This window comes from Variovorax sp. VaC1 (genome assembly GCF_043658315.1).
Taxonomy (GTDB): Bacteria; Pseudomonadota; Gammaproteobacteria; order Burkholderiales; family Burkholderiaceae_C; genus Variovorax.
This window is the reverse complement of record NZ_JBIGLT010000005.1, coordinates 365020-387013: the sequence shown is the minus strand read 5'-3', so window position 1 is coordinate 387013 and position 21994 is coordinate 365020. Positions and strand designations below refer to the sequence as shown.

Annotated in this window: 17 protein-coding genes; 7 read left to right on the top strand and 10 right to left on the bottom strand. The window is 66.7% G+C overall.

What is annotated here, in order from left to right:
- Window positions 1-8: 8 nt before the first annotated feature.
- The gene (locus tag ACGLHS_RS21795; protein WP_093242322.1) at window positions 9-515 is read left to right on the top strand and encodes a polymer-forming cytoskeletal protein; all 507 of its coding nucleotides are present in this window, start codon (window positions 9-11) and stop codon (window positions 513-515) included.
- Window positions 516-545: 30 nt separating this feature from the next.
- Here the strand turns inward: ACGLHS_RS21795 and ACGLHS_RS21790 are convergent, their stop codons facing one another.
- A complete protein-coding gene (locus tag ACGLHS_RS21790) occupies window positions 546-1337 on the bottom strand; it encodes a DUF72 domain-containing protein (protein WP_394483140.1) in 792 nt (263 codons plus the stop codon).
- A 91-nt stretch (window positions 1338-1428) separates the two neighbouring features.
- Here ACGLHS_RS21790 and ACGLHS_RS21785 point away from each other — a divergent pair, with 91 nt between their 5' ends.
- Together ACGLHS_RS21785 and ACGLHS_RS21780 are read left to right on the top strand one after the other, a co-directional pair.
- A complete protein-coding gene (locus tag ACGLHS_RS21785) occupies window positions 1429-2940 on the top strand; it encodes a M20 family metallopeptidase (protein ID WP_394483138.1) in 1512 nt (503 codons plus the stop codon).
- Window positions 2937-3788 (top strand): alpha/beta hydrolase, encoded by an 852-nt coding sequence (locus ACGLHS_RS21780; RefSeq protein WP_394483136.1) that lies wholly within the window; start codon window positions 2937-2939, stop codon window positions 3786-3788. Before ACGLHS_RS21785 ends, ACGLHS_RS21780 begins: the two co-directional genes overlap by 4 nt.
- Window positions 3789-3805: 17 nt before the next feature.
- On the opposite strand, the gene ACGLHS_RS21775 is transcribed toward ACGLHS_RS21780, so the two are convergent.
- The 6 genes from ACGLHS_RS21775 to ACGLHS_RS21750 form a co-directional block, all read right to left on the bottom strand.
- The gene (locus ACGLHS_RS21775) at window positions 3806-4984 is read right to left on the bottom strand and encodes an MFS transporter (RefSeq protein ID WP_394483134.1); all 1179 of its coding nucleotides are present in this window, start codon (window positions 4982-4984) and stop codon (window positions 3806-3808) included.
- The gene (locus ACGLHS_RS21770) at window positions 4981-7911 is read right to left on the bottom strand and encodes a DUF4132 domain-containing protein (RefSeq protein ID WP_394483132.1); all 2931 of its coding nucleotides are present in this window, start codon (window positions 7909-7911) and stop codon (window positions 4981-4983) included. Before ACGLHS_RS21770 ends, ACGLHS_RS21775 begins: the two co-directional genes overlap by 4 nt.
- A 123-nt stretch (window positions 7912-8034) precedes the next feature.
- Window positions 8035-8496, bottom strand: a complete 462-nt coding sequence (locus ACGLHS_RS21765) for a YidB family protein (protein ID WP_218121943.1) — start codon at window positions 8494-8496, stop codon at window positions 8035-8037.
- A 101-nt stretch (window positions 8497-8597) separates the two neighbouring features.
- A complete protein-coding gene (locus ACGLHS_RS21760; protein WP_394483130.1) occupies window positions 8598-9953 on the bottom strand; it encodes a M20/M25/M40 family metallo-hydrolase in 1356 nt (451 codons plus the stop codon).
- Between the two features lie 106 nt (window positions 9954-10059).
- Entirely contained in the window at window positions 10060-10788 is a 729-nt protein-coding gene (locus ACGLHS_RS21755) for a 16S rRNA (uracil(1498)-N(3))-methyltransferase (protein ID WP_394483128.1), read from the bottom strand.
- 69 nt (window positions 10789-10857) lie between these two features.
- Window positions 10858-11994, bottom strand: a complete 1137-nt coding sequence (locus ACGLHS_RS21750) for an aminoglycoside phosphotransferase family protein (protein WP_394483126.1) — start codon at window positions 11992-11994, stop codon at window positions 10858-10860.
- A 238-nt stretch (window positions 11995-12232) separates the two neighbouring features.
- On the opposite strand from ACGLHS_RS21750, the gene ACGLHS_RS21745 reads away from it, so the two are divergent.
- The 3 genes from ACGLHS_RS21745 to rsmA are packed head-to-tail and all read left to right on the top strand — an operon-like array spanning window position 12233 to window position 17039.
- The gene (locus tag ACGLHS_RS21745) at window positions 12233-14836 is read left to right on the top strand and encodes an LPS-assembly protein LptD (protein WP_394483124.1); all 2604 of its coding nucleotides are present in this window, start codon (window positions 12233-12235) and stop codon (window positions 14834-14836) included.
- 21 nt (window positions 14837-14857) lie between these two features.
- On the top strand, window positions 14858-16267 hold the full coding sequence (locus ACGLHS_RS21740) for a peptidylprolyl isomerase (protein WP_394483122.1): 1410 nt from the start codon (window positions 14858-14860) through the stop codon (window positions 16265-16267).
- A gap of 7 nt (window positions 16268-16274) precedes the next feature.
- Window positions 16275-17039 (top strand): 16S rRNA (adenine(1518)-N(6)/adenine(1519)-N(6))-dimethyltransferase RsmA, encoded by a 765-nt coding sequence (gene rsmA / locus ACGLHS_RS21735; protein WP_093242350.1) that lies wholly within the window; start codon window positions 16275-16277, stop codon window positions 17037-17039.
- Between the two features lie 279 nt (window positions 17040-17318).
- On the opposite strand, the gene ACGLHS_RS21730 is transcribed toward rsmA, so the two are convergent.
- From ACGLHS_RS21730 to ACGLHS_RS21720, 3 genes are all read right to left on the bottom strand, one after another.
- Window positions 17319-17744 carry a barstar family protein gene (locus ACGLHS_RS21730; RefSeq protein WP_086011111.1) on the bottom strand — a complete coding sequence of 142 codons (426 nt, stop codon included), beginning with the start codon at window positions 17742-17744 and terminating at the stop codon, window positions 17319-17321.
- 50 nt (window positions 17745-17794) lie between these two features.
- Complete coding sequence (locus ACGLHS_RS21725) at window positions 17795-18208, bottom strand: ribonuclease domain-containing protein (RefSeq protein ID WP_093243409.1); 414 nt, start codon at window positions 18206-18208, stop codon at window positions 17795-17797.
- Window positions 18209-18389: 181 nt separating this feature from the next.
- Complete coding sequence (locus tag ACGLHS_RS21720; RefSeq protein WP_093242353.1) at window positions 18390-20738, bottom strand: NADP-dependent malic enzyme; 2349 nt, start codon at window positions 20736-20738, stop codon at window positions 18390-18392.
- Between the two features lie 176 nt (window positions 20739-20914).
- Here ACGLHS_RS21720 and ACGLHS_RS21715 point away from each other — a divergent pair, with 176 nt between their 5' ends.
- On the top strand, window positions 20915-21988 hold the full coding sequence (locus ACGLHS_RS21715) for an SPFH domain-containing protein (protein ID WP_394483119.1): 1074 nt from the start codon (window positions 20915-20917) through the stop codon (window positions 21986-21988).
- Window positions 21989-21994: the final 6 nt, after the last annotated feature.

Genomic DNA, 21994 nt, shown 5'->3' with positions numbered 1-21994 from the left:
GCTCCCCTTTGGCTACACAGTCCCCCTTTTTCGGCAAGCGTGATCGTGACACCGACTCGTTGACGTCCCGCCCCGCGCCGCTGGTCGGTTCGGGCACCAATCTCTCCGGTACCCCCGTCAATCCTTCATCGCTGACCGCACAACAAGGCGGACTCGGCACCGCTGCGGCTGCAGCGCCTGCGGCCAAGGAAGGCGGCAGCAAGCTCACCGTCGGCCCGAACATCAAGCTCAAGGGCGTCGAGATCACCGATTGCGACACGCTCGTGGTCGAAGGCCTGGTCGAAGCGACCATGGACTCGCGCCTGATGCAGATCGCCGAGCAGGGCGAGTTCAAGGGCTCGGCTGAAATCGACATCGCCGAAATCCGCGGCGTGTTCGACGGCAACCTCACCGTGCGCGAGAAGCTCGTCATTCACTCGACCGGCAAGGTCACCGGCAAGATCCGCTACGGCAAGATCGTGATCGAAGAAGGCGGCCAGCTGTCGGGCGAGATCAGCTTCGGCGCCAAGGCCTAACGCAGTCTTCGGTTTACACGCTGTCCGGCTTCAGGCCGGCGGCGTCCATCCCAGGCGCTCCAGCAAGGCACCGGCCGCGGCCGGTGCCTTTTCCTTGGCGCCGTTGATGAAGTAGACGAACACGTCGCGCTTCTTCGTTGCCGATCCGGCCCAGCCCTGCGCGCGCTCGGCCCAGGTGTCGAGCGCCTTCGGCCCGTAGCCGGTCTTGAGCTTCGCGTCGGCCATCATGAGCCGCGCATAGGCGAAGTCGCCTTCGGGCTCCTCGAACGACGGAAACTTGTCGGCATCGGTGAACACCGTCGACACCTTGTGCTTCTTCGCGAGCGCCTTGTAGGCCGGCACCATGAAGCTCTCGTGCCGCACGTCCATCACGTGGCGCAGCGTGCGGCTGCCCTCCTTCTTCGGCAGCAATTCGAGAAAGGCTTCGAAGTCTTCCGCATCGAACTGCTTGGTCGGCATGAATTGCCAGACGATCGGCCCCAGCTTGTCGCCCAACTCGGCCACGCCGCTGTCGATGAAGCGCTTGATCGAATCGCCCGCGCCCGACAGCAGCTTGCGGTTGGTCGCGAAGCGCGAGGCCTTCATCGAGAACATGAAGTCGGCCGGCGTGTCGTCGTGCCATTTCCTGAAGGTCTCGGGCTTGAAGGTGCTGTAGTAGGTGCCGTTGATCTCGATGGCACTCAGCTTGCGGCTCGCGTAGTTCAGCTCCTTCGCGTGCGCGAGACCCTGGGGGTAGAAGTTGTCGCGCCAGGGCTCGTAGGTCCAGCCGCCGATGCCCACCCTGATGTCCACCTTGGTCCGAGTCGATGCTGCCTTGCTCACATTGCGCTCCGGGTTGAGATCGCCCGCACTCTACGCGCGGTCGCGCCAAGGCGCAAAATGCGTTTTTTTCGTCACCCGCGGAGAACCCACGATGAACGCCCCCCTGCACCGCGAAATGCCCGCAGGCCTGCTCGATGCCGAGCGCGCCCTCTCCGACGTCACCGCCCGCTGGGACGGCGACATCGTCAAGCAACTCACCGACTACATCGCCATTCCCGCCAAGTCGCCCGGCTTCGACAAGGACTGGTCGGCCAACGGCTACCTCGAGACCGTGCTGCGCAATGCCGCCGCCTGGGTCGAGGCCCAGAAGGTCGAGGGCCTGAAGCTGGAGATCGTGCGCCTGGAAGGCCGCACGCCGGTGCTGTTCTTCGAAGTGCCCGCCACCGGCACCGACATGACCGAGACCGTGCTGATGTACGGCCACCTCGACAAGCAACCCGAATTCACCGGCTGGCGCAACGACCTCGGCCCGTGGACGCCCAAGTACGAGAACGGCCTGCTCTACGGCCGCGGCGGCGCCGACGACGGCTATGCGGTGTACGCCAGCGTCGCCGCGCTGCAGGCGCTCAAGAGCCAGGGCGTGGCGCATCCGCGCATCGTCGGCTTGATCGAGACCTGCGAGGAAAGCGGCTCCTACGACCTGCTGCCCTACGTCGACGCGCTGCGTCCGCGCCTGGGCAATGTCGAGCTGGTGATCTGCCTGGACTCCGGCGCCGGCAACTACGACCAGTTGTGGCTCACGACCTCGCTGCGCGGCATGGCCAGCGGCACGCTCAAGGTCGAGGTGCTGACTGAAGGCATCCACTCGGGCGACGCCTCGGGCCTCGTGCCGTCGAGCTTCCGCATCATGCGGCAGGTGCTCGACCGCCTCGAGGACAGCGCCACCGGCCGTCTGCTGCCCGCAAGCTTCCACTGCGAAGTGCCGGCCGACCGCCTCGCGCAAGCCAAGGCCACGGCCGCCATCCTCGGTGACGAGGTCTACAAGCGCTTCCCGTGGGCGCACTACGACTGCGGCGGCTCGACCATGTTCGCGCTGCCGACCACCACCGATCCGGTCGAGGCATTGCTCAACCGCACCTGGAAGCCCACGCTGTCGGTGACCGGCGCCGAAGGCTTTCCGGCGCTGAAGGATGCGGGCAATGTGCTGCGTCCGTACACCGCGTTCAAGCTCTCGCTGCGCCTGCCGCCGCTGGTCGATGCGGCCGAGACGGTGCAGACGCTCAAGGCTCTGCTCGAAGACAACGCGCCCTACCAGGCCCGCGTCACTTTCGAGAGCAACGGCGGCGCCACCGGCTGGAACGCACCGACCATCACGCCGTGGTTCGAGGATGCGCTCAACAAGGCCTCGCGGGCGCACTTCGGCGCGTCGTGCGGCTATATCGGCCAGGGCGGCACGATCCCGCTGATGAACATGCTCAGTGCGGGCTTCCCCAAGGCGCAGATGATGGTCTGCGGCGTGCTCGGCCCGAAGAGCAACGCGCACGGTCCCAACGAGTTCCTGCACGTGCCCTACGCCAAGAAGCTGACGGCTGCCGTGGCCGAGGTGATCTCCGCACTCCCGGCCGCGCACCGCGCCGCCAGCGTGGAGCCCGTGGCGGCTTGAGCGCACTGCCCTTGCCGCATCGCGTGTCGCTGTCCACACCGGACGGCGAGACGCTGGCGCTGCGCCGCCTGCCTGCCCCCGGCGAGCCGCGCGCGGTGGTGGTCGTGGTGCACGGGCTCGGCGAGCATGCCGGCCGCTATCACGCACTCGCCGAAGACCTGCACGAATGGGGCTTTGCCGTCTGGGCGCATGACCACCACGGCCACGGCGAATCGACCGGTGCGCGCGGCGGCCTGCCGAGCGAACTGCGGCTGGTCGACGATCTCGCGCTGGTGATCGACGATGCGCGCCGCGAAAACCCCGGGCTGCCCTTGGTGGTGCTGGGGCATAGCCTTGGTGGCTTGGTTGCGGCGAGTCTGGTGGCGCGCGGCGTGCGGCCGGTTGAAGGGCTGGTGCTGTCGTCGCCGGGGCTCGACCCGGGCCTGAGCGGTTTCCAGAAGGCGCTGCTCGCGGTGCTGCCGCGCATCGCGCCGAACCTGCGCGTGGGCAACGGGCTCGACGACAACTACCTCTCGCACGACCAGGCCGTGGTGCAGGCCTACCGCGACGATCCGCTCACGCACGATCGCGTCGGCAGCCGGCTCGCGCGCTTCCTCGCCTACGAAGGGGCCGCGGTGCAGCAGCACGCCGCCAACTGGCCGGTGCCCACCCTGCTTCTCTATGCGGGCGACGACCGCCTCGTGATGCCCTCCGCAAGCCGCGCATTCGCTGCAGCGGCCGCGCCCAGCGGCATGGTCGAGGCGCACTGCTTCCCGTCGCTGTACCACGAGCTCTTCAACGAGCTGGAAGCCGCGCCCGTGTTCGCGGCCCTGCAGCGCTGGCTCGACCGGCGCTTTCCGCCAGCCTGAGCAACAGCCTGCGACCGTCAGGCGGCGGTCGCCTCAGCGGCGCTTCGCTGCTTGCGCGCCAGCCAGATCAGCGCGATGCCTGTCAGCGCCACCGGCACCAGCGACCCGAAGTTCAACAGCTGCCAGCCCTGTGTCGTGACCAGCACGCCCGAGGCGAACGAGGTCAGTGCCAGCGTCGCGAACACGCAGAAGTTGAGCGCGCCTTGCGCCCGGTCGCGCTCCTCGGGCGTATAGGCCGTGAGTGACAGCGTCGTGCTGCCGGTGAACAAGAAGTTCCAGCCTACGCCCAGCAGGCACAGCGCCACGATGAAGTGATGCAGCTCGACGCCCGAGAGCGCGACCGCGATGCATCCGAGGTTGAGCGCCAGCCCCACGCCCATCACCGGCAACGCGCCGAAGCGGCGGATCAGGTGGCCGGTGAAGAAGCCCGGCGCGAACATGCCGATCACGTGCCATTCGAGCACCAGCGCGGCATCCGAAAAAGGCAGGCTGCAGATCTGCATGGCGATGGGCGTGGCGGCCATCAGCAGGTTCATCACGCCGTAGCCCAGCGCGCCCGAGGCCGCGGCCACGATGAACACCGGCTGCCGCACGATCTCGCGCAGCGGTCGTCCGCCCGCGGCGTCGTTGCGCTTTGGCGTAGCCGGGAATTCGATGAAGTGCATCACCGCCATCGACAGCAGCGCGACCGCGGCCAGCGCGAGGTACGCGCCGGCAAATGGCACGGCGAACGCGTCGCGTGTGACGGTTGCCAGGTTGGGCCCCGCGACCGCGCCGATGAGGCCACCCGCCATCACCATCGAGACGGCCTTCTCGCGCCATGTCGGCGCCGCAAGCTCGGCCGCCGCGAAGCGGTAGAGACCAGCGTTGGCGTTGTAGTAGCCCGCGATCAACGTGGCAAAACACAGCAGCCAGAAGTTCTTCGAGACGGCGGCATAGGCGCACACCAGTGCCGACGCAAACGCCACCGCCAACCCGATCTGGAACGAGCCACGCCGGCCGAAGCGCTGCTGCGTGCGCGCCACCAGCCCGGTGCTGAGCGCGCCGCCCACCACATAGCCCATCACCGGCAGCGTTGCCATCCAGCCATGGGGCGCGATGCCCAGGCCGACCAGCCCGTTGATCGCGATGAAGGTGACGTTGTTGGTCAGGAGCAGGCCCTGACAGATGGCAAGAAGCCAGAGGTTGCGGTTCATGGCGTGGCGGCCCGGATCACGCGGTTCAGGTCGCGTTCGATTTCGCTGAGCACGATCGGAGTGAGTTCGCCGAGAGTTGCATCGGCACCGTCGAGCACCACGGCACTCACGGTCTGCAGGTCTTTCCCGTCGGGGCTGTCCTGCACGAACCAGCCCTCTTCAAGTTGCAGGCAGATCTGGCGTCCGCCAGGCAGCGGCTTGTTGAAGCTGTTGACCATGCCACCCTCGCCCACCTCGCGCTGCCAGCCGCGCGTTTCCAGGCCGAGCAGGCCTGCGTTAGACACGGACCGGCCGGCCCAATGATCGAGCCCCCGGCGCGAGCGCTGCGCTTCGTCGAGCGTGAAGGTCTCGCGCATCAGTTGCTCGAAGGGCTGCACCAATTCGTAGTCGGCCAGCACCGACCCCCACGCGCCCGCGAGCGTGGGGTCGAGCGCAGCGATCTCCAGCGGATGCGGAATGCCGATGCGGCCGTCTTCGGGCAGCGCGAAGGCGTCGTCTTGCAGGTCGGTGAGTTCGCCCTCCGCACTGACGCGGAAGGTGCCTTCGAGCTGGTCTTGTGCATCGAACAAGCCCCAGACCAGCGGTCGGCTGAAGACGCGCAGTACCGGATGGTTGGCGAAGAAGGGAACGAATTCGTCGGGCGCCCAGCGGCGCTGGTCGCACATGGCGGCTTCGAGCCGCTTGAGCTGCGCGCTGGCGACGGTCTTCGCGAGCTTGCGCAGTTCCTTGAGCTGCGTGGTCGCGGCTGTGGCCTTGCCCGCGTCGTCGCCTGCGTTCGGCTTGGGCAGCGCCTTGAGCAGCTTGCCGGCGCTGTCGCGCAGCACGGGCTGGAAGTTGTCGTCCATGCGCACCTCGAAGCTGCGCGGGCCGAAGTCGAGCGACAGGCGGGCGCGTGCGTCCAGGCCGAGGTCGGGCACGGTGCGGTCGGCCAGCTGTTCCATGCTGAGGCCGCGTTGTTCGGCCACTTCGCCCAGCATGCGGTCGGCGCGGGTGCGCAGGTCGTCGTAGCGCGTTTGGCGGGCCAGCTCGCTCAGGTGCATGAGGGCGGTGTCGCTGCCGATCTCGCCGAGCATCTCGAGCGCGTCGTAGGCCCGAACGCGGTCGAGCGCGGCGCGCCACTGGCGCAGCAGGCCGAACAGCTGGCGTGCGGTTTCGTCGTCGCCGAAGTGGCCCTGCAGCGCAAAGGCCCAGCGCTCCTTGCTCGGGCGGCCGTTGCCGATCCACCAGGCCAGCAGCGCGCGGCCGAAGCGCGCCAGGGCGTCGGGAGCGAGTACCGCAAGCAGCGCGCTCAGGCCGGGGTACGGCGCATCGGACTTGCTCAGCATCATGGCCATGAGCACATCGGGCACGACGGCCTGCGGCAGCGCGTGGCCGCTGTCCTTCAGGATGAGGCGCGGCAGCGTCGCCAGCGGCAAGGCCTTGGGCACGGCGGGCAGGCTCTCGGGCAGCACGTCCTCGGGGGCGGTGGACAGCAGCTGCGTGATGGCGCTCGCGGCTTCGGGGCCGTAGGCGCTGGCCTGTACGTGAACCTTCTCGGCATGGCCAGCGTCCTGCAACCAGCGCAACGCGGCCTGGGCGGCATCGCGTGGCGCCCCGGGCGCGCCCAGCGCGGCGGGGATGAGGCCACGCGCCGCGGTCTCGGGGTAGTGGGTCAGCCACTCGCCTGCTTCGCGCCGGACCCAGCGGTTGGTGTGGAAGCCCTTCGCGACCCAGTTGGCGAGCTGGTCCCATTCGATGACCGAGACCAGCTCGAACATCGCGCGCGCACCCTGCTTCAGGTAGCGCTGCAGGCCCGGCAGCGCAGCGGTGCCGAAGTGATGGAGCACGGGGCGGATGCGCATGGCATCGCCCATGTAGTGAGCCTCTTGCGGCATCTGCTCGAACACCGCGATGGCCACGGGGGGCGGCAGTTGCCAGAGGAAGTCGGTGTGGCCCCACGTGCCCGGCGGCGGTGTCGTGAAGTCTTCCGGCTCGATGCGGCGGCCGGTCATCACCGGTTCGATCGACTCGGGCCGCAGGCCCATCAGCCACAAGGCCTTGCGCGGGGCGTCCCATGACGGGGCCTGCGCCTGCACCTCGGCCGGCGCGGCGGACCCGGTACGTGCGAAGTCCGCCATCCGCCGGTCGGAGTCTTCGCGTCGGGATGCGACTTCGCGCTTCAACCAGTCAGAGGCGGTCTCGGTCTGGTCGTGCGGAACGTGCGGTGGGAGGGTGAAGCCATCCCAGTGCAGCGTCGCGGGCTCGCATCGCAGGGGCAATGCCAACGTCGGGATGGCCGGCAGCGCCTGCCGGTTCTTCCAGGGCGGATGGCGCAGGAAGGCGGGCCATTCTTCCGGTGCGGCATCGACCAGGCCTTCGGAGCCATCTTCCTGCAGGCGCTCGAGCGTCTTGCGCTGGGCGGCATCGCAAGACGCCTCCAGGGGCGCCTGCCAGTCGGGGTTCGCGGCCAGCAGTTCCAGCACCAGCGCGGCGCCGGCCTGGTGGCGCGCGGGGTTGGCGGACAACAGCTCGCGCAGTACGAACAACGGCCAGCGCGCGGCCTGCCTGATCAGGGCGTTCTTGCAGTCGAGTTGCTTGACCTGGGTGACGAGGAAGCGCACGACGGCGGCATCGTGGATCGCCAGCAGATCGGCGACGGCGTTCTTGTGTGGCGCGGGGTCGAGGAACAGCTCTACCGCGTTGGGGCCGTGCAGCTCGAGCATGCGCAGCCGCGCGGGACGCTGTTGCCAGGTCGGAAGGCGATGGCGCCGGAAGAAGTCGAGGCTGTCGGCCAGGCTCCGTTCAGTTGCGAGCGTGCCGCCGCAGTTGCTGCAGGGCCGGTCTTCGAACTGTGCCAACGCTTCGCGCATGGCCTTGGTCCACCGGACGGTGCCGTCGGGCTGCGCCTCCAGGCCATCGTCCCCCTTCGACTTGCGACTCCCTGCCATGCCATTCCCCGGAATTGATGCGAGCGGGATTGTCGGCCAACGGAAGCCGTCGCAGCGGGAGAGAACGGACGAAAAAAAGCGCCCTTGCGGGCGCCGGAATTCTTGACGGGCAGCTGCCTTGTTTCAGGGCTGCTTGCCTTGCAGCAGGCCGCTGAGCGAACCCAGCAGGTCTTCATGGTTGCCCAGGCCCTGGTCGGGCACCTTGCCATGCGGCGTGAGCTGGTCGATGAGCGACGGCAGCATGGTGGCGAGCATCGGCAGCAGCGTTTGCGCATTGACGCCGAGCTTGGACGCGATGGCGGCGATGGTGTCGCTGCCCAGTGCGTTTTGCAGTTGGTCGCCCGTGACCGGCTGGTTTTCTCCCTTGCCGATCCACGAACCGATGACATTGCCCAGCCCGGCCTGCTCGAATTTCGAGACCAGCCCTCCCAGGCCGCCTTGACCGCCGTTGTTGGCAAGCAGGCCGCCCAGCGCGCCGGCCAGGCCGCCGAGATCGCCCAGCCCCCCGAGGCCCCCACCTTGCGGTTGCTGCTGTTGTGCAGCGCCTCCTAGCACTTGACCGAGTACCGAATCGAGCAATCCCATGGCCGTTTCCTTGGTGTGTGACAGAACCGCTGGCATTTTGCGGTGCCGCGGACCGTAAGAAGAAAGTGGTGTATCCACTTTCAAACTTGCATCGTGACAAATTACTTGGTGCGCGGAGCCCGTTTGGGAAGCAATGCGGGATTGACCCCTTGCACCCCCACCAGGCCCAGCACGGTAACGAGCGAATTCTGCGCGCCTTTCCATGCATCTGTCACGTCGATCGATTCGCTCAGTGCGTGAAAACCGGAAGCCTTGCCGCCACCGCCCACGATGATGGCCGGGATGCCGAGCGAGATCGGCACGTTGGCATCGGTGCTGCCGCCGCGCAGCAGAGTCTTGTGGCCGAAGGCGGCGTTCGAGCGCGTGGCCGCCTCGACGATCACCGAATCGGGTGGCGTGCGGCCACCGGGGCGGTCGCCGATCAGCTTGGTGCTCGCGCTCAGCGTGTTCACGTTCCAACGCTTGTTTTCTTCGACCACGGCGTCGTCGATGGCCGTGAGGATCTTCTTTTCGGTTTCCAGCAACGAGGCCATGTCGTCCGAACGGATGTCGATGGCCATGCGCGCGTCGGGCGCGATGGTGTTGACCGACGTGCCGCCGCCCACGGTGCCGACGGTGAAGGTGGTCTTCGGAAAGCTCGGCGTGCGGATGTCGGCGATCTTGGCGATGGCGCGGCCCATGCCATGGATCGCGCTCGGTACCTGGCCGAAGGCGCCGAAGCTGTGGCCGCCCGGACCCTGGAACGTGACCTCGTAGCGATGGCTCGCGGTGCCCAGCACCAGTACGCTGCCCGGCGGGGAGGGCTCCAGCCCGACCATGCCGTCGATGTCGAGGTTGTCGCGAAAGATCGCCTTCATGCCGCGCAGGTTGCCCAGCTCTTCCTCGCCGACGTTGCCGACGATCATCAGGTCGCCCACGGTCTGGATCTTGTTGTCGTTCAGTACCTTGAGCCACGACAGGAGCACGGCGAGTCCGCGCGTGTCGTCGGCGATGCCGGGGGCGTGCAGGCGGCCATCGCGCTCTTTCACCTTCACGTCGGTGCCGGCGGGGAACACGGTGTCGAGGTGCGCCGAGATCAGCAGCTTGGGCCCGTTGCCCGTGCCCTTGCGCAGGCCGATCACGTTGCCTTCGGCATCGATCTTCGCGTGCGTCAGGCCGAGCGCCTTCATGCGCGCGAGGAAGGCTTCAGCGCGCTTGTGTTCCTTGAAGGGTGGCGCCTCGATCTCGGTGAGCATCTTCAGGTCTTCGACCGAGCGCTCGTGGTCGGCTTTGACGGCATCGAGCAGTTTCTGGATGGCGGGCGAGGCCATCAGCTGCGTGAAGGCCTTGTCGACTTCGGGGCTGACCTGCGCGGGCGTGGGGGCGACGGCGGGGTTCTGGGCATGGACGCTTTGCGCCGCGCAGAGGGCTGCAAGAACGAGAGGGGCGAGACGCAGCGCACTGGACAGGCGAGGCATGAGGCAAAAGTCCTTCTTTTGTATTAACTGGGTAACGATTGTTTCCCAGACTTTCTGCGAGCGCGTCGCGGAAAACACCCACCCCTTCCGTCCGGCCTTGCGCCGACTAGAGCCCGGCGAGCGACACCAGCGCGGCCAGCGCCGCCGTTTCGGCGCGCAGCACGCGGGTGCCGAGCGTGACCGGCGCGAAGCCACGGGAAATGGCTTCCTGCTCCTCGCTGCCGCTCAGGCCGCCTTCGGGGCCGCTCAGCACGAGCACGCCGCGGGCGTCTGGTGCGATGTCGGCGATCCGGCGTGTGCCTTCGGCGAGGCTCAGTACGAGGCGCACGGCTTCGGCGTTGGCGCCTTGCGCATCGATCCAGCCCGAAGCGCCCGAGAAAGAGCGCACCGGATGGATCAGCGGCACGCGGTTGCGGCCGCACTGCTCGCAGGCCGCGACGGCGATAGCTTCCCAGTGCGCCCGCTTCTTCTCGGCGCGCTCGCCCGACAGGCGCAGCACGCCGTGGGCGGTGGCCAGCGGCTGGATGCTCGCCACGCCCAGCTCGGTGGCCTTCTCGACCAGCCAGTCCATGCGCTCGTTGGCGGGCATGCCGACCGCGAGGTGCACGGCGCGCGGTGCTTCGCGCTCCACCGCCAGATGGGCACCGACCGTCACCGAGACGTCGCTGCGCCCCATGCGTTCGACCGTGGCCGCGTACTCGCCGCCCGCGCCATCGAACAGCGTGAGGGCGTCGCCGGGCTGCATCCGCAGCACCTGCACGTGGCGCGCGGCACCGGCCGGCAACGCCAGGCTGGCACCGGCGGTCAGCGGGATGGAGCAGTGAAAACGGGGCATGCTATGAAATAAGGAGCGAGGAACGACCGTTGTATGGCCGTCACAGGCCCTTCGCTTTTCAGCTTTCCTTCAGACACGGCCGTAGGCGAAGCCGGTGAGCGCCGAAGTGCCCTCGATTTCGTCGATCACGCGCACCAGCGGCGTGAGTTCCATGTAGCGGCCCGCGGTGGCGCGGATGTAGGCAATGAAGCGTGGCGTGTCGGCCAGGTAGCGGGGCTTGCCGTCGCGCAGCGTGAGGCGCGCGAAGATGCCGGCGACCTTCAGGTGGCGCTGCAGGCCCATCCATTCGACCGCGCGGTAGAAGGCGCCGAAGTCTTCGTCGACCGGCAGGCCGGCCTTGCGGGCGGCCACCCAGTAGCGGACGGTGATGTCGAGCACGAACTCTTCGTCCCAGCTCAGGAAGGCATCGCGCATCAGGCTGGCGATGTCGTAGGTGATCGGGCCGTAGACCGCGTCCTGGAAGTCGAGCACGCCGAGCGCGCCCTTGTGAGGCAGCGAGGACACGCCGGTGCCGAGCGTGGGGGCCGCACTCATCATGAGGTTGCGGGGCATGAAGTCGCGGTGCACGTACACGCTGGGCGACGCGAGGTTGCTGTCGACGATCAACTTGAAGCTGCGCTCCAGCCGCTCCTTGAGCTTGCCCTCGACGGCGATGCCGCGATGGCGCCCGATGTACCACTCGGGGAACAGGGCCAGCTCGCGCTCGAGCAGTGCCCTGTCGTAAGGCGGCAGGACGCCGGGCTGGGAGGCCAGTTGCCAGCGGATCAGGGCGTCGATCGCCTGGTCGTACAGCGGGCGGCCGGTGTCCGGACGGGCCGGATCGAGCACGTCGAGCATCGTTTGGTGGCCCAGATCGTCGAGCAGCAGGAAGCCGTTGATTCGGTCCCATTCGAGCACCGTGGGGGCGAGCACGCCGGCGTCGGCCATGAGCTTGGCCACTTGTACGAAGGGGTCGCTGTTTTCCTTGTCGGGCGGTGCGTCCATCACGATGCGCGTGGGGGCCGTCGCGTCGGTGGTGTCGAGGCGGAAGTAGCGGCGGAAGCTGGCGTCGGCCGAGGCCAGGCGGACCGTGTCAGGCAGCAGCCGATGGGCGCCGGCAATGCCGGTCAGCCAGCCCCGGAAGACTTCGGCCCGCTGTGGATCTGTCCAGTGAATGGTCTCGGCGGGGCGTGGGGCCAATGTGGCCGGGGGCAAGGGTGCTGTCATGGATAATCGATTCTACAAATCCGCCTGGCGCGGCAATCCCCTTGGGCCGGCTTCCGGCCGGACCGGGTTGCTGCCGGCCCCTGCAACCTGCCGGCCTGCCGCGCCGTCTCCCCGACGATATCCTTCGTTCCGAACCGATGCCTACGATCCAACGCCCCCACGCTTGGCACCTTGTGCGCTCGCTGCCCTTTCCGGGAGCGTCGCCGGCTTTCCCCGGAACGGCCAGGCGGGAGGCTTGATGAGCCGACGTGTTGCTTCGCGGCGCTCCGGCCCGCCGCTGCCACTGGCTGTGCTGTCCCTGGCGCTGTTGCACGCGCACGGCGCCTTCGCACAATCCGCTGGCGGGCTCGACGGGCCCCTGACGCTCAAGCGCACGCCGCTGCTGACGGAAGTCGTGCCCCCGACGGAGCGCGGCCAGTTGCCCAGCCTCGTCACCGGCGATCGCATGTCCGGTCGGCCCGACCTGGAAACCATCGTTGAAGGCAATGCGACGCTGCGGCGCGGCGCCCTCGCCATCACCGCAGATCGCCTCGAGTACTACCAGCCCGACGACCGCGCCAAGGCCACCGGCAATGTGCGGGTCAACCAGGCCGGCAATGTGTACGAAGGCCCCGAGCTGCAGCTCAAGCTCGAGACCTTCGAGGGCTTCTTCAACAATGTTCGCTATCACTTCCTGGCGAACGACGCGCACGGTGAAGCGCAACGCATCGATTTCGTCGATTCCAATGTGTCGATCGCCCGGCAGGCCACCTACACGACCTGCCGCCGCGAAGACTTCCCCGGCTGGATGCCCGCCTGGCTGCTGACTGCGACCTCGATCACGACCGACACTCAGGAAAGCGAAGGCGTGGCCAAGAATGCCCGGCTGAGCTTCATGGGCATCTCGACGCCGGCGCTTCCGAGCGTGAGCTTCCCGCTGTCGAATGAACGCAAGAGCGGCCTGCTGCCGCCGACCGTCGGTATCGACAACACCAACGGCATCGAGATCGCGCAGCCGTACTACTGGAACATCGCACCCAATCGCGACGCCACGTTCACGCCGACGCTGATGACCAAGCGCGGCATCAATTTCAGCAACGAGTTCCGCTACCTTGAGAAGGAATATGGCGGCTCCATCCGGTTTGACCTGATGGGCAGCGACCGCCTGCTGGGCCAGCGCTACAACGAGAGCCTGCAGCAGGTGGCCAACGGAACGGTCACGGCCAGCTCCATCGGCCAGCCGCCCACCAGCAGCAAGCGCTGGGGCCTCTGGCTCAACCATCACCAGGATTTCGACGCCAAGGCGCTGGGGCTCGATTCGCTGTCGGCCAGCGTCAACATCAACCGGGTCAGCGACAACGACTACTGGCGCGACTTCACGCGCACGCCGTCGGTCGCTATTCGCCAGTTGCCCAACGACGCCTCGCTCAATTGGAGCAAGGGCGACTGGAGCGGCACCGTGCGCACGCTGGCCTACCAGACGCTGCAGTACTCGCTGTCGCCGATCACGCCTTCGTACGACCGCCTGCCGCAGGTCACCGCCAACTACAAGAAGTACGACTGGCACGGCTTCGATGTCGCGTTCACCGCGGACTACACGCACTTCAGTGCGCCGCGTATCCTGTTCGGGCAGAACGGCTTCGACATCAACCAGCAGTCGCAGCCCGACGGGGACCGTGCCTACGTGCTGGGCTCGATCAGCCGGCCCTTCATCACGCCGAGTTCGTTCGTGATCCCGAAGCTGCAGGTGCAGTCGGCCGCCTACAACTACTTCGTGCCACAGGCGAATCTGCCGAAGTTGACGCTCAACGGCATCACCTACGTCAATGGCATTCCCTACAACTCGAATTCGCCGGTGCTCATCGGCACGTCGAGCACCAGCACCGTGCCGACCTTCAGCCTCGACAGCGGCCTGATCTTCGAGCGCGACGCCAGCTACTTCGGCCGTGCCTTCCGTCAGACGCTGGAGCCCCGCGCGTACTACGTCTACACGCCGTACCGCGACCAGAGCATGCTGCCGAACTACGACACGGCAGCCAACGACTTCAGCTTTGCGACGATCTACACCGAGAACGCGTTCTCGGGCAACGACCGCATCTCGGACACCAACGCACTCACGCTCGGCGTGACCTCGCGCCTGATCGACCCCGGCACCGGCGTCGAAGCCGTGCGCTTCGGCGTCGCCCAGCGCTTCCGCTTCGCTGACCAGAAGGTCACGCTGCCCGGCGCGGCACCCGTGACGGATCGCACCAGCGACCTGTTGCTCGGCGGCCAGATCAACTGGACGCCGAAGTGGAGCCTGGACACTCTGCTCCAGTACAACCCCGACACGAGGCGGTCGACGCGCTCGGCCATCAGCGCGCGCTACAACCCCGAGCCGTACCACAACCTGAGCGTGGCCTTCCGCTACCAGGCGCCCAGCGCCGCCTACCTGGCGGCGAAGGCGGCCGACCCGAACACCACGGCGACGAATGACGGCAGCAAGTCGATCGACGTGGGCTGGCAATGGCCGGTCAACGACCTGTGGGGCGACAAGGGCAAGGACCTCGGCCCCGGCAAGGGCCAGGGCGGTGGACGCTGGTACGCTGTGGGCCGCCTGAACTACGACCTGCAGGCCAAGGGGCTCACGGACGGCGTGCTCGGCTTCGAGTACGACGGCTGCTGCTGGATCGGGCGCGTGGTGTTGCAACGCATCACGACCGGGCAGGTGAAACCCAATACCCGCATCATGTTCCAGCTCGAGTTTGTCGGGTTCTCCAGTGTCGGATCGAGCCCGATGCAGGCCTTGCGGCAAAACATCCAGCGCTACCAACCCTTGCGCCAACCTGGCGAGGCACCAAGCCGCTTCACCAATTACGACTGAGACGACAGACTGAGCATCGCCATGAAACACATCCGTTCCATCATCACCCTGGGCTGCCTTGCAGCAGTGGCAGCAACGTCGGGCGCACAGGGCTTTCGCTCTGGCAGCGGCATCACGGACATCATGCGCGCCGGTCCGCGCCTGGGCCCACCGGCCGCGCGCCCCGCGGCGAACGCGCCCGCCGCGGCGCCAGTGCAGCGCTCCGCCGAATTCATCGTCGCACTGGTCAATTCCGAGCCGATCACCAACACCGACGTGCAGTCGCGGGTGGATCGGGTGATCAAGGAAAACGCCGAGGCCCAGCGCGTGCCGCGCGCCGAACTCACGCGGCTCGTGCTGGAGCGCCTGATCTCCGAGCGCGCCCAGCTGCAGCTGGCCAAGGAAAACGGCCTCAAGGTCGACGAGGTCGCCATCGATCAGGCCGAGCAGACCGTGGCCCGCCAGAACGAGATCAGCGTGACCGAGCTGCATCGCCGCGTGGCGGCCGAAGGCATTGCGCTGGCGGATTTCCGCCGCGACCTGCGCGACCAGTTGCTGCTCACGCGCTTGCGTGACCGTGAGGTCGAGTCGAAGGTCAAGGTCAGCGATTCCGAGGCCGACGAATACCTGCGCGACCAGCGCAACCTCGCTGTCAAGAACACGGCCCTGGAAAACCTCAATCTCGGCCAGGTGCTCGTCGCCGTGCCCGAGAACGCGACCGATGCCCAGGTGGCGGCCGCACAGAAGAAGGCGCAAGACCTCGCGCAGCGTGCGCGTGCCGGCGAGGACTTCGCCAAGCTGGTGCGAGAAAACTCGGATTCGCCGGACCGCGCCAACGGCGGCGCGATGGGCATGCGCAGTGCCGACCGCTATCCGTCGCTGTTTGTCGATGCCACGCAGTCGACGGCGGTGAATGGCATTGCCGGTCCCGTTCGTTCGAGCGCGGGCTTCCACGTGCTCAAGGTGCTCGCGAAAGCCCAGCTCGGCTCGGCAGATGCCACCGTCACGCAGACGCAAGTGCGCCACATCCTGTTGCTCAACGACCCCAAGCGCACCACGGCGCAGGCGGTGGCGCAGCTCGCGGAATTCAAGCGCCGCCTGCAGGCCGGCACGGCCGACTTCGCGGGCCTGGCCCGCGACAACTCGCAGGATGGCAGCGCCAAGGACGGCGGCGACCTCGGCTGGTCGCAGCCGGGCCAGTTCGTGCCCGAGTTCGAAGAAGCCATGGACCGGCTCTCCCCGGGTCAGATCAGCGACCCCGTGGTGTCGCGTTTCGGCGTGCACCTGATCCAGGTGGTCGCTCGCCGCGATGCCAAGTTGAGCCAGGGCGAACAGCGCGAAGCCGCCCGGGCAGCGCTGCGCGATCAACGTATCGACGAAGCCTTCAACACCTGGGCACAGGAAGTGCGCGCCCGCGCCTACGTCGAATACCGCGAACCCCCGCAGTCCTGATCATCTGATGGCACACATCGCCAGGAAGCGATTCGGGCAGCATTTCCTGTCCGACGGCGGGATCATCGACGCGATCGTGCACGAGATCGCGCCGCAACCCGGCGATGCGATGGTCGAGATCGGCCCGGGGCTCGCGGCGCTCACGCAGCCGCTGGTCGAGCGGCTCGGCCGCCTCACCGTGATCGAGCTCGACCGCGACCTCGCCAAGCGCCTGCGCGAGCATCCGCAGCTGGACGTGATCGAATCCGACGTGCTGAAGGTGGACTTCGCGGAACTGGCCGCCCGCTTCCCGGCAAAGCCGCTGCGCGTGGTGGGCAACCTGCCCTACAACATCTCCACGCCGATCCTGTTCCACCTGCTGGGCGCGGCGCACCTCGTGGCCGACCAGCACTTCATGCTGCAAAAGGAAGTGATCGATCGCATGGTGGCCCGGCCCGCCACGTCGGACTACAGCCGCCTGAGCGTGATGCTGCAGTGGCGCTACGACATGCAGAACGTGCTGTTCGTGCCGCCCGAGAGCTTCGATCCACCCCCGCGCGTCGACAGTGCCGTGGTGCGGATGGTGCCGCTGGCACAGCCGCCCGCCGTCGATGCCGCGCGGCTTGGCGAGATCGTCCAGGTCGCCTTCAGCCAGCGCCGCAAGATCCTGCGGCACACGCTCGGCCGATGGCTCGAAGAGCACGGGTTCGCCGGCGAGTTCGACCCGCAGCGGCGGGCCGAAGAAGTGCCGGTGGCCGAATACGTGGCATTGGCCCAGGCTGTTCCCCCATGAAAAAAGCCCGTCATCGACGGGCTTTTTTCATGGGAGGAATGACCGCTCGCTTTTACGCTGCCGCGAGCCAGTAACCCGCGTTGAACGGGCTGCTCATGCGCAGTGCCAGGGGCGACACGTCGACCAGCTTGTCGGTCGGCATTTTTTCGCCGGCCGGCTCGGTGCTGGCGGCGGCCGCTGCGGTTGCGGTGGTGTTGTTGACGTCGATGCCATCGAGGGTTTCAGCGTTGGGCTGAGCCTCGTTCGCCCGTTCTGCTTGGCTGGTAGATGCAGAACGGGCTACAGAAAAGAATAGAAGCACCGGAACGGGACCTTGCGGTCGCCCCAGTAGTCCGAGGCGTCGCGGAAGATGTCGAGAAGCTGCTCGCGCGCTTCCTTGTCGAACTTGGCGTTGGCCGGGATCTGCTCGAGCACGATGACGAAACCTGGCTGCGGGCCCGATTTATGCAACGGATCGGTCATGCAGTCGTACAGCGCGTCGAAGTTCTTGCCGAAGTGCGCCGGGAACGTGAACTGCTGGGCGATCAGGTCGAGCACGTCCTGCTTGGTCTGGGCGTTGCCCAGGTTGGCATACAGGAAGTGCTGGCCGGCCGCATTGGCAGCGTCCTGCAGGTCGTTCACGCGGAACGCGCGGATCGATTGCACGATGTTCGGGCGTACGGCACGAAGGGATAAGGTCATCTCCGCTGGTCTTTCCATAGTCATCATCATTTCTTCGGGGCGCTTCGGGGCGCCGCTCAGGTCGTTGTCATCGCTCATGGCGCAATCCGTCTGAAACTCGCATAGTGGTCTGCCGTGTACCAGCAGGCCTCGGGCGTCGTGCGCTGTTCACCACCGCAGACTATTCGTTGTGCACCACGATTGCGCGAGCCGGGTGTCGTCACCGTGTACTCGCGGTAGTGGCCACGTCGTGCCGGTGGCAGGAGACGCTCGCGATTGCCAAATACCGTGCCGTCCTTGTCGTACCGGAAGGGGCCGCCGTTGAGGATGGCCTGGTAGGTCCGCTGGCCTTGCACCGGCAAGTCGGTCAGTGCAATCGATTCCTCGGAGGACGTTTTTCCGGAGCCGAACCATCCGCGGGCCTCGGCCCCGGTCGTCAGCGCCGCCAGCATCAGGCCGGTGAGCGCAAACTTAGTGACTGAGGACGTGATCGAGGCGTAAGCCGCCATGGGGCACCACAAGGAAAAGAGCGGGGGGTTCGAATTGCGCTCAACCTCGGGGTTAACCCGCAAATTCAAGCCCGCGAGTGTGCACCACGCTGGCGAAAATAGCAAGCGACTGCTCAAAGTTTGAGCAGTTTCAAGGGGCGAAAGTGGCGCTTTAAGTTGGCGACCACTCTCGCCAAAGGGCCTATCTCTCGGCGTTTGCGTCAGCCACTGTCAAGGCTGTCATGTTCACGATGCGGCGAACAGTCGCGCTGGCCGTGAGAATGTGCACAGGTTTGGCCGCACCGAGCAGAACCGGGCCGATCGCGATGTTGCCGCCTGCCGCTGTCTTGAGCAGGTTGTACGAAATGTTGGCCGCATCGATGTTCGGAAATACCAACAGGTTGGCATCGCCCGCCAGCGCGCTGTGCGGCATGACGACCGCGCGCTGCTTGCTGTCCAGGGCCACGTCGCCGTGCATTTCGCCGTCGACTTCGAGCCAGGGCGCCTGCACGCGCAGCAGGTCGAGCGTCTTGCGCATCTTGATGGCGCTGGGCTCGTTGCTGGTGCCGAAGTTGGAGTGCGACAGCAGCGCTGCCTTCGGCTTCAGGCCGAAACGCATCATTTCCTCGGCCGCCATCGTCGTGATCTCGGCCAGTTCTTCCGGCGAAGGGTCGTAGTTGACGTGCGTGTCGACCAGGAACACCTGGCGATCGGGCAGCAGCAGGCCGTTCATGCAGGCGTACACAGGTACGTCCTGCGGCGTGCTTTGGCAGCCGCCGGGGCGCTTGCCGATCACCTGGTCGATGTAGTGCAGGTGGATCAGCGTGGTGCCCCAGGTGCCGCAGATCATGCCGTCGACCTCGTCCTTGTGCAGCAGCATCGCGCCGATCAGCGTGAGGCGGCGGCGCATCTCGATCTTGGCGGTCTGCACCGTCTGGCCCTTGCGCTCGGTCATGCGGTGGTAGGTCTGCCAGAAGTCGCGGTAGCGGTGGTCCTGCTCGACGTTGACGACGTCGTAGTCCAGCTCTTCCTTCAGGCGCAGGCCGAACTTCTCGATGCGCTGGGCGATGACGGCCGGGCGGCCGATCAGCGTCGGGCGCGCGACGCCTTCGTCCACCACGATCTGGGCGGCGCGCAGCACGCGTTCTTCTTCGCCTTCGCAGTACGCCACGCGCTTCTTCGAGGCGCGGCGGGCCGCTTCGAAGATCGGCTTCATCGTCGTGCCCGAGGCATAGACGAAGTTCTGCAGCTTGTCGCGGTAGGCGTCCATGTCCTTGATCGGACGCAGCGCCACGCCGCTTTCCTCGGCCGCCTTGGCCACGGCCGGCGCGATCTTCATCATCAGGCGCGGGTCGAAGGGCTTCGGGATCAGGTATTCGGGGCCGAAGGACAGCTTTTCACCGACGTAGGCGGCAGCAACGCGCTCGCTCTGCTCGGCTTGCGCCAGGTCGGCAATGGCGTGCACCGCGGCGATTTCCATCTCGTCGGTGATCGTGGTCGCGCCCGAATCGAGCGCGCCGCGGAAGATGTACGGGAAGCACAGGACGTTGTTGACCTGGTTCGGGTAGTCGGTGCGGCCCGTGGCCATGATCACGTCGGGGCGCACCGCGTGGGCGTCTTCGGGCGCGATCTCGGGGTTCGGGTTGGCCAGCGCGAAGATCACCGGCTTGGCCGCCATCTTGGCGACCATCTCGGGCTTGAGCACGCCACCGGCCGACAGGCCCAGGAACACGTCGGCACCCACGATCACTTCCGACAGCTTGCGCAGGTCGGTCTTCTGCATGTACTGGCGCTTGTCGTCGTCCATCAGCTCTTCGCGGCCTTCGTAGACCACGCCGGCCAGGTCGGTCACGAACACGTTCTCGCGCTTCAGGCCCACCTTGAGCAGCAGGTTCAGGCAGGCCAGCGCTGCAGCGCCCGCGCCCGAGGTCACCAGCTTGACCTCGGCGATGTTCTTGCCCGCCACCTTCAGGCCGTTGACCATGGCGGCCGCCACGGTGATGGCCGTGCCGTGCTGGTCGTCGTGGAACACCGGGATCTTCATGCGCTTGCGCAGCTCGCGCTCGACGTAGAAGCAATCGGGCGCCTTGATGTCCTCGAGGTTGATCGCGCCGAAGGTCGGCTCCAGCGAGGCAATGATCTCGACCAGCTTGGCCGGGTCTTTCTCGTCGATCTCGATGTCGAACACGTCGACGCCGGCGAACTTCTTGAAGAGAACGCCCTTGCCTTCCATCACCGGCTTGGACGCCAGCGGGCCGATGTCGCCCAGGCCGAGCACGGCGGTGCCGTTGGAGATCACGCCCACGAGGTTGCCGCGCGAGGTGTATTTGAAAGCGTTGGCCGGGTCCTTGACGATCTCCTCGCAGGGCGCTGCCACGCCGGGCGAGTAGGCCAGCGACAGGTCGCGCTGATTGACCATCTGCTTGGTCGCCGCGATGGCGATCTTGCCGGGAACGGGAAACTCGTGGTACTCGAGGGCGGCACGGCGCAGCTCGGCGCGTTTGTCTTCGGGCGTGGGAGTCGATGAGGTCGATGGGTTCGAATCGGACATGTGCCGTAGCTCCTGGTGGCGCTTCTTCTGGGGGCGCCGATTGTAGACCTCGGCCCGTGACGGCCTACGCCGCATGGCCGAGCAAGGCATGACCAATCGCACTGCGCGCCGTCAAGGCGATGTGGCAATATGCGCGGCTGGGACAAAACCTGAAAAAAACCTGCAGAGGAACAACCATGGCCCTGATGGATTTCATCAAGAAACAGTTCATCGACATCATCCAGTGGACCGAGACCGGCGACGGCACGCTGGCCTGGCGTTTCCCGATGGCGGACATGGAAATCCAGAACGGTGGTTCGCTCACCGTTCGCGAATCGCAGGTGGCGGTTTTCGTCAACGAAGGCAAGGTGGCCGACGTGTTCGGCCCCGGCCTGTACAAGCTCACGACGCAGACGCTGCCCGTGCTCACGTACCTCAAGAACTGGGACAAGCTCTTCGAGTCCCCCTTCAAGAGCGACGTCTATTTCTTCAGCACGCGCCAGCAGGTCGACCAGAAGTGGGGCACGCCCCAGCCGATCACCATCCGTGACAAGGACTTCGGCGCCGTGCGCCTGCGGGCCTTCGGCAACTACAGCTTCCGCATCGGCGATGCCAAGCTGTTCCACACCGAAATCTCCGGCACGCGCGACATCTACAGCGTGGCCGACCTCGACGGCCAGTTGCGCGGCCTGGTGCTGCAGAACATCAGCAACGCCATCGCCTCCAGCGGCGTGCCTTTCCTCGACCTTGCGGCCAACCAGATCCAGTTTGCGCAGGCGCTCGCCGCGCAGCTCGTGCCCGAGTTCGAGAAGATCGGCATCAAGCTCGAGAACATCACAGTCCAGAACGTCTCGCTGCCCGAAGAGCTGCAGAAGATCCTCGACCAGAAGATCGGCATGGGCATGGTCGGCAACGACATGGGCAAGTTCATGCAGTACCAGACGGCGCAGGCGATCCCCAAGTTCGCCGAAGGCGCGGCCAGCGGCGGCGGCATTGCCGGCGACGCCATGGGCCTGGGCGCCGGCGTGGCGCTCGGCCAGGTGATGGCGCAGAACCTCGCACAAGGCCTGAACCCGAACAACGCCAATGCAGCAGCAGCTGCCGCCGCGGCGGCCGGTGCAGCCGCCAACGCACAACCCACCGTGGCGGTGGTGAGCGCGGCCGACGTGATGACCACGCTCGAGAAGCTCGGCGAACTGAAGACCAAGGGCATCCTCACGCAGGAAGAGTTCGACGCCAAGAAGGCCGACCTTCTCAAGAAGCTGGTCTAACCCCAG